Source organism: Oleiphilus sp. HI0061 (assembly GCF_001635675.1).
Genome location: NZ_LWFE01001493.1, coordinates 1 through 1,169, shown reverse-complemented (window position 1 = coordinate 1,169; position 1,169 = coordinate 1). Strand labels below are relative to the sequence as shown.

Here is a 1,169-nt window from a genome sequence, read left to right as displayed (position 1 = left end):
TCCAAGGCAACAAACTCACCAGGTGGGTGAGCACCATTTCTAACTTTACTGCGAATAACGTTGATCCATTCCATGACGCGACTGTCAAAGACAGCATCAAGGCCCATCGAGTAATAAACTTTATCCGTTCCCTCAATCATGCCTGGGAGGATTTCATCTATATCAGAAATGGGAAACGCATCATCGACACCAAACATATCAATTGCACGGTCTGGCCCGGCAATAAATCCATCCCACATTTCTTTTGTCGGGTCTCGCTCTCGGCAAAACAAGATGCTCTCACCGTGCTCTCGGCCCGGAATAATCACCAACACTGCTTCCGGCTCAGAAAACCCGGTCAGATAGAAGAAGTCGCTATCCTGACGAAAGGGGTAATCAACATCCCGGTTCCGGCTTTTAACCGTTGACGAGGGCAGTATCGCAATTGAGTTTTCACCCATGTGTTCAGCCAGATAAGCTCGTCGGCGTGAGAATTCTTTTTTATTCATCTCTTATTGTCCTGAGTAGCAGAATCTTGGTCAGCAATTGTTATTAATGTAATGTCGGTGTATCTGGGTCAATATCGGAAATAGCAGCTTTTTCTTCAGTCGAATCTTCTACTTCGGGCTGATTAAACTCAGCATATAAGTTAAGCACCCCCACCCTTACATACTCCACCACTTCAAAGAACTCTCTTTCACCCTCTTCAGTAGGCTCAACGCGAGGGTCCAGCTGGCAAATTTCAACCAGGTCTTTAAGAATTTCTTCCAGATCCTTCGATGCAGAATTAAGTCGTTCACTTGCAGAAATAGCGATACCTTCCAAAAAACCCCTTACCCATAACACCATTGCCTCAAGTCGTTCGGATAAAACATAGTCATCGTCTGGCAATAATAAGGTAAAACTACTCGAATCCTTATCGATACCCTCTGATACTTGGCTATAAAAAGCTAACAAGTCCTCAACTACATTAGCTTGAGCTGCAACATTTAACTCATCGACGCCCATATGTTCTAAAACCTGAGCTAAAAAGTCATTCGCCGTACGCTTAATGCCGCCGGTAATTTCCCCAAGTAATAAGCCATGTAACTCACTCGGGTGATTGATCGCACCTTGTCGGTTATAGACATTCGCCAACCAGTCAAAATCACTCTCCTGAGCCTCTTCATTTTCAAGCTCATCTATATCCT

Annotated in this window: 2 protein-coding genes; both read right to left on the bottom strand. The window is 44.5% G+C overall.

The genetic code is table 11. The features are described 5' to 3' along the window. Positions 1-488 (bottom strand): aminopeptidase P N-terminal domain-containing protein (locus A3735_RS23310; protein WP_197485998.1); only part of this gene is annotated, 488 nt, incomplete at its 3' end. A gap of 43 nt (positions 489-531) precedes the next feature. After that, a partial coding sequence (locus A3735_RS23305) for a UPF0149 family protein (protein ID WP_068638754.1) occupies positions 532-1,169 on the bottom strand: 638 nt, incomplete at its 5' end.